Origin of the sequence: Photorhabdus sp. RM71S (assembly GCF_042879355.1) — a bacterium.
GTDB classification, from domain to species: Bacteria; Pseudomonadota; Gammaproteobacteria; order Enterobacterales; family Enterobacteriaceae; genus Photorhabdus; species Photorhabdus kayaii.
Genome location: NZ_JBHFKV010000007.1, coordinates 167,577 through 173,784 on the forward strand (window position 1 = coordinate 167,577; position 6,208 = coordinate 173,784).

Annotated in this window: 6 protein-coding genes and 1 pseudogene; 2 read left to right on the forward strand and 5 right to left on the reverse strand. The window is 37.3% G+C overall.

Translation table 11 applies throughout. From position 1 onward, the window contains the following. Positions 1 to 164 precede the first annotated feature (164 nt). On the forward strand, positions 165 to 1,199 hold the full coding sequence (locus ACGF5R_RS06465) for a Txp40, insecticidal toxin (previously name A24tox) (RefSeq protein ID WP_387690170.1): 1,035 nt from the start codon (positions 165 to 167) through the stop codon (positions 1,197 to 1,199). A gap of 192 nt (positions 1,200 to 1,391) precedes the next feature. On the opposite strand, the gene ACGF5R_RS06470 is transcribed toward ACGF5R_RS06465, so the two are convergent. From ACGF5R_RS06470 to ACGF5R_RS06490, 5 genes and pseudogenes are all read right to left on the reverse strand, one after another. Continuing rightward, positions 1,392 to 2,435 (reverse strand): acyltransferase, encoded by a 1,044-nt coding sequence (locus ACGF5R_RS06470; RefSeq protein WP_112879121.1) that lies wholly within the window; start codon positions 2,433 to 2,435, stop codon positions 1,392 to 1,394. Between the two features lie 10 nt (positions 2,436 to 2,445). Continuing rightward, entirely contained in the window at positions 2,446 to 3,102 is a 657-nt protein-coding gene (locus ACGF5R_RS06475) for an SGNH/GDSL hydrolase family protein (RefSeq protein WP_387690172.1), read from the reverse strand. Continuing rightward, positions 3,050 to 3,622 (reverse strand): DUF4158 domain-containing protein, encoded by a 573-nt coding sequence (locus ACGF5R_RS06480; protein ID WP_387690174.1) that lies wholly within the window; start codon positions 3,620 to 3,622, stop codon positions 3,050 to 3,052. The genes ACGF5R_RS06475 and ACGF5R_RS06480 overlap by 53 nt, the downstream gene beginning before the upstream one ends. Positions 3,623 to 3,989: 367 nt before the next feature. Further along, positions 3,990 to 4,291: pseudogene (locus ACGF5R_RS06485) on the reverse strand (ISNCY family transposase); the annotation flags it as partial. Positions 4,292 to 4,557: 266 nt separating this feature from the next. Then, positions 4,558 to 5,184, reverse strand: a complete 627-nt coding sequence (locus tag ACGF5R_RS06490) for a tail fiber assembly protein (protein ID WP_112879118.1) — start codon at positions 5,182 to 5,184, stop codon at positions 4,558 to 4,560. A gap of 121 nt (positions 5,185 to 5,305) precedes the next feature. On the opposite strand from ACGF5R_RS06490, the gene ACGF5R_RS06495 reads away from it, so the two are divergent. Next, entirely contained in the window at positions 5,306 to 6,052 is a 747-nt protein-coding gene (locus ACGF5R_RS06495; protein ID WP_387690176.1) for an IS982 family transposase, read from the forward strand. Positions 6,053 to 6,208: the final 156 nt, after the last annotated feature.

Genomic DNA, 6,208 nt, shown 5'->3' on the forward strand with positions numbered 1-6,208 from the left:
GCTAATAATTATCATGTAAAGTAATTTTATATTGAAATTAACGATTAAAGAGCCAGAGAAAACCCTATATTTAAAGCTGCAATTTATATTAATAGCGACAAATTTAGGAGCTATCTGCCAGAAGATTCATAGTTCAATAAACACTAACATGATGGAGAAATATAATGGATATAAAATCTGTAACAACTTCTAGTCTAATACAATTAACACCTGATGATAGAAGTGGATATCCACCCGTTGAAAAGCAAATAGCAGGAGATATAATACGTGTACTAAACTTTAGGCAAACAGATGAGGGTTATACTGCATCACATGGAATTGAATATCGCGCTAAGAAAATAATATTAGCGTACGCTTTAGCTGTAAGTGGTATTCATGATGTATCTCATCTTCCTGGTGACTATTATAAGAATAAAGAGACTGCTGAGATAATTTATCAAGAATATATGTCTAATCTTTCATCTGCACTATTAGGTGAAAATGGTGATCAAATTTCTAAAGATATGGCAGATGGTTTTTACAAGAATGAACTGGATTTTGAAGGTGAATATCCCCAAAATATTTGGAATATTCCTGATCTTGAAAATAAACCATTGAGTGCTTATTCAGATGACGATAAATTATTAGCACTATATTTTTTTTCTGCACAGGAAATTCCACTGGAGGAAAATCAACAATCAAATGCCGCAAGATTTTTTAAATTAATTGATTTCTTATTTATCTTATCTGCTGTGACATCCTTAGGAAGGAGGATTTTTTCAAAAAACTTTTACAATGGATTAGAGTCTAAATCATTAGAGAATTATATTGAGAGAAAAAAGCTTTCTAAACCTTTCTTTCGACCACCGCAGAAATTACCTGATGGCAGAATAGGTTATTTGGCCGGCCCAACAGAACCGCCTAAATGGAGAGTTAGTTTACAAGAACTTAAAAATAACAAATCCAGGAATGGATTTACTAATATGGAAGGTGCTGCAAAACAAAAGTATAGCTCATTTATAAAAGAGGTGCAAAAGGGTAACGATCCACTTACAGCAGCAAAAAGTATTGGTACAGCAAGCGGCAGTAACTTGGAAAAACTGCCGAATAATTTATATAGTGTGAGGCTAAGCCAAAAAGACAGGGTAACCTTCAATCTAAATAACACTGACAGTACAATGACGATTCATAGTGTTGGAACTCATTATAAAAATATATGATGTGTGATCTCTGGCTTCGATTGACAGAACATTTTTAAGCTCTCATTTTTTCAACGGGAGTTTCATAAGGCGTTTTACCTTTCAAACCACTGTTGTGGTCTGTGATAATTGTAAAACGCCTTCCATTTAGCTAATACACTTTACTACCAAGAAAATATGGCTAGAAGAAACCGGCTCTCCATGCCAATAACGTTATAGGGTTATAATTTTTGAGGTTATTTTTGATTTCCGTAACAAAGCGCATAATATATATGACAGGATAAAAGCCAGCAAGGAATAGGCTATTATGTAAACATATATATTTATGTAATTAAATTTTTTTAATAAGAAATTATGGATAAATTCGTTATGTATTTCAATAACAAAAATATTGTGAACAAGATATATTCCTAGTATATTCTTGCTAATGTCATCTATTAAGAATGGTATTTCTCTGACATTCAAATTAACCAAGAATAAAAACAGGCACACCGAAGAAACTTGAAGGAATACATTATAAAACTTCCCATAAAAGAAAGTCATCCCCGTCTTGGATGAAATGATTGATAAAGATATCAATGATATAATAAAAAATACCAGAAATATTATATGCTTACAGGAAAAAGCCTTTATTTTAGGTTTCGTTAGCCCTATATATCCACCTATCAAGAAACTAATCAAACCCTCAGATTGGAACGGAAACAAAATATTGAATGGGATTAGGGAAAAAGAGAATTTGTAATCTGTTAGTGCATTCAGCAATGTAAGATTAGAAATTATAAGCATTATAACGAGTATTTTCTTAATCCCCTTTGCATTTGTTTCATTAAATGTGTTACGCATTAGTGGTGTTAATATATATAGAGAGACAATTGCAAATATAAACCATAAATGGGTAGCATCTGATGTGGTTATACTAACATTAACATAATTTAAAAAATTAATAGTAGGCACTGTTGTAAATTTACTGATAAAATATGTGTCATACAGATAATAAAATATAAGCCAAAACAACAATACAGTTAATATCCCTTTGGATTTATTAATGATGTAATCCACCTGCTTTTCATGCTTGTTGTTTAGTAAGAAATAGCCACTGCACATAAAAAACAACGAGACCCCCAACTGACCGGCCTGCCTAAGAAAATACAAAACCACGTCATTATCATCGCGCAACAAGAAAAATAAAGTAACGTGAGAAATTACAACGAAAAATATAGAAACTATCTTTAATAAATCTATGGCTAATATTCTCATTTTTTGTCTCTTAAATAGATAAAATGAAGTTTGAAATTTTTGGGGCAAGCCTGGTCATACCTAGTTTTGATGGATGCAAACCATCGGACACTGTGCCCAAGCTATTGCTGGTCATAATATCGATATTGCCTTCATTGAATCCAGATTGTTTTAACAAATCCAGATATGGGATGGAGTGTTTTTCGCAGATTTCCCGACAAACGCTGCAATAGTCAGACAAGTAATACCCTTTGGCGTTTTTACTGTTCATGCCTCTTTGTACTGATATTGGCGTTGTTATAATAAACCCTATTCTCGTTGATGGGTATTTTTTGGTAATTCCAGTCATTAATAATTTCATGCCGCCAATAAATGTTAAAGGGGTTTTGTCTTTATAATCACCTATTTCCACTCCTCCATTGGAGCCAAAGTCAAATCCAAAATCATTTACCCCTCCCCATATTGTAATAATATCTGGATTGCTTTCCATTTTTTCATATCTTAAACACATGGCTGAATTGTCATTTTTATCTTTTTGGGCTATGCATGTTCCCCCTATTCCGTAGTTTTTCCATTCTTTTAGATCTAAATTTTTAGTCACTATTGGTTGATACCACCCTCTTTCAGTTATACTGTCACCGAGGGTAAACCAACACCCTCCCTTCAAATGCGATTGAATATAAGACATTTACTTTTATCCTTCTAAAAATAAAATGTAGACCGACTGGTTTTTTATCAGTATCGAATGTCCGCTGGAACGGACGCAGGCATTTCGATAGCGTGGTATTCAGACATTTGGCGATAGGCCGTTGTGATAATTGCTGCCTAAATTTCTCAGACCATAGAGAATATCCAAACAATTCTGCGATTAGTTTACGTTGAGTGTAATACTCATGGTTGGCAACTGGGGCGGCATGACGGAAGTCGCGATTAATCACAAATGTATAATCGCTTTCCACATCAGACAAAGCGAAACGGAAAAAAGCGTGTTTAACTTTGAAATAACCGCTTTGCAGGACACAGTAAATTTGGGAATACAGAGCCGACCGGTTTGTAGTAGGCTCCAGTTCGCTTGCTGACAGCGACAGAAATTCCAACTGTAGGCCTTCATCAAAATCAGGAAGCGCATACAGGGCGAATTGCTTCGCATCCGTTAAGGCAGAGAGTCTTTTACTTTTATTGGCAGTTTGGTCTATATGATGAGTCATCATCCTGATTCCATGCAAATCATGTCCGTATGAGGATCGCTGACCGGACAGTAAAAATGAATTTCGTCACTGCGGTTGGATCTCGAATGAAGTTGTCTCATATAAATAGTACGATATCAACCCCTTTTATGCCCCTTTAATCGTACACATTCATGACAGAAATATGGATTGGTGATCATAAACAAATTATTGATCAGGTACTAAAAAATGCTGATAGTGATAATTAGTTTGCTAAAGAAGTGCCTGATAAATTAGCTGAAGAGAAAAATGAATCTGAAACATAATATTGAGTTACTGACCACCTGAGTTTAATAACAAAAATGCCGATCTTGAATATCGGCATTTTGCCATGAAAGAGAAGATTAATTTAATGCTTTAATGCTCCAATTTTATCCCGGCTCAGTCCGGTACTGGTGGCAATAATGTCCAAACTCACGCCATGCCGTAATAAGGCACGAGCCGTTTCCAGTTTACCTTCCTCTCGGCCTTGCTCGCGCCCTTTTTCGTTTTATGCTCCGGAGATTGTTCAATCAGTTGATGGACAAAGTGTGAGAGATCCAGAGTATGTCCATTTAGTAAAATATAGCGTAACACCACATTGCGCTGCTCGACTGTATTATACCTTCCATTCAAGAGTTCCACCAATTGGGGGACCCATTCCAACATATCCCAGAAAAAAATACTTCAATAATTAAAATATTAATATAAAACAATTAATTAAATAAAAAATAACCAATAAAAAATACCAGAATGTACACACATATGTACAAACCGAAAAAGCACTCATATGAAGCATAGTGATTGATTTTATACTATTAGCGGGAGATGCGGGGATCAGTTCTGAGATGAGGAGGAGATCGTAAAGCCGGATTATCTCCGGCTCCGTTCTGCCTGTACGGCAGTGAACATCAAACATGTAACATGTAACATGTCTTTTACTTCGGCACTTCCGGCCACTGCACATCAGGCGCTTGATTCACATCTACACGCGTAAGCAATACTCTGTATTTCTTCCATTCGAGTAGAGCGGCTTTCTCTGAGTCAGTAGCAACTTCTAAGTCAACAGAGTCTTGTAGCAATGAGAGTGTTTCATTTGCTTGTTGTAACAGTGCTGCTTGTTGTTGCTTCGCTTCATTAATCTGATGAGATTTGAGAAGGTCTTTATCAACTACCCATTCTTTACCATCCCACTTATCGAAATCTGTGGGAGGTTTCTTGAAGGTTAGCGTATCCGGCAGTTCACCGATTTCAGTAATTTCAGTCGGAGCGCGAGTTAACGTGTCGTAAGCTGTTTTGCCACGGTAATCCGGGAGGATTTGCCAGCACTTACCGTCTTCACTGCGACAAACAGCTTTATCGTGAGAATCTGGAAGTTGTGGCGCATCGGGATAAGCACCGGCTGATAGATTGACACCGAGCATGACATACTCAATGTCTGAAATTGTGAATTCTCTCGTTATCTGATTCGAGTGATAAACCTTTATCCAGCCTGTTTGAATAGCCAATCCGTCTTTACCCAATACGGCTGTTTCGTGTTCTAAAGAGTACTTTTGTTCTGTCATTATGCTGCTCTCACTATGTAACCTGAACTCTGGATAAGGAAGAAAAGAAAAAAGGAACTAAGTGCCTGAGGCACGATCAAAGTTTTTGCTTAGAAAACAAAATCGTGGGGATCCTCAGGCTATGACTACTTTAGAAGAACTTTACTGCTGCGTCGATGATTTTTGCCAAAAATTTATGCCAATGTGGGAGCAACAGCTTATCGCAAATAACCAGCTTAAACGCCATCGCGCCACATCACTGTCTCTCAGTGAAGTGATAACTATCCTGATTTTATTTCACATGAGCCATTATCGTCATTTCAAAGGGTTTTATACGGAGTATGTACAACCCTTCCTTACCGCTGAATTTCCCGGATTGGTGAGTTATAACCGGATAATAACATTGAAGAAAAGAGCCATTATTCCTTTGTGCGCTTTTCTTTCTTCACGCAAAGTCAAATCACAGGGTATTGCTTTTATTGATTCCACCAAAATCGCCGTTTGCCATAATGCGCGTATTCCCCGAAATCAGGTTTTTGATGGCGTCGCAAAACGGGGAAAAACGAGCACAGGATGGTTTTATGGTTTTAAACTTCATTTAATCATTACCGATTGTGGTGAGATCGTCTCCGTCAAATTAACCCCGGGAAATACTGACGATCGCGAACCCGTTAAGGAATTGGTGAAAGAATTATCTGGACATCTGTATGGTGACAAAGGGTATTTATCACAGGCGTTATGCGATGGACTGAAAGAAGAAGGCATTACGCTCATTACCAACGTTCGTCGCAATATGAAAGCGAAATTTTTATCACTTTGGGATAAGGTAATGTTAAGAAAACGGTTTTTAATAGAAAGTGTGCCGCAGGCATACAAACTAGCCGCATAGGGAATGCAGCCAGTATGTAGCATAAGCTCAGGAGGAGATGGTGGTAGGCCCACCGAAGTCCGCTGTCGGAAGCTGGCTTCAAACCCCCTCAAGCGGCTGCCGTAAAGAGCGGAGGTCGTGAGCGTTGAGGTTAAAGCGCGAACAATAGTTCAGCAG

Coding starts and splice junctions, on each gene's coding strand:
- ACGF5R_RS06470 (WP_112879121.1), bottom strand. CDS start 2,435: ATGAGAATATTAGCCATAGATTTATTAAAGATAGTTTCTATATTTTTC.
- ACGF5R_RS06480 (WP_387690174.1), bottom strand. CDS start 3,622: ATGACTCATCATATAGACCAAACTGCCAATAAAAGTAAAAGACTCTCT.
- ACGF5R_RS06495 (WP_387690176.1), top strand. CDS start 5,306: ATGACTACTTTAGAAGAACTTTACTGCTGCGTCGATGATTTTTGCCAA.
- ACGF5R_RS06465 (WP_387690170.1), top strand. CDS start 165: ATGGATATAAAATCTGTAACAACTTCTAGTCTAATACAATTAACACCT.
- ACGF5R_RS06490 (WP_112879118.1), bottom strand. CDS start 5,184: ATGACAGAACAAAAGTACTCTTTAGAACACGAAACAGCCGTATTGGGT.
- ACGF5R_RS06475 (WP_387690172.1), bottom strand. CDS start 3,102: ATGTCTTATATTCAATCGCATTTGAAGGGAGGGTGTTGGTTTACCCTC.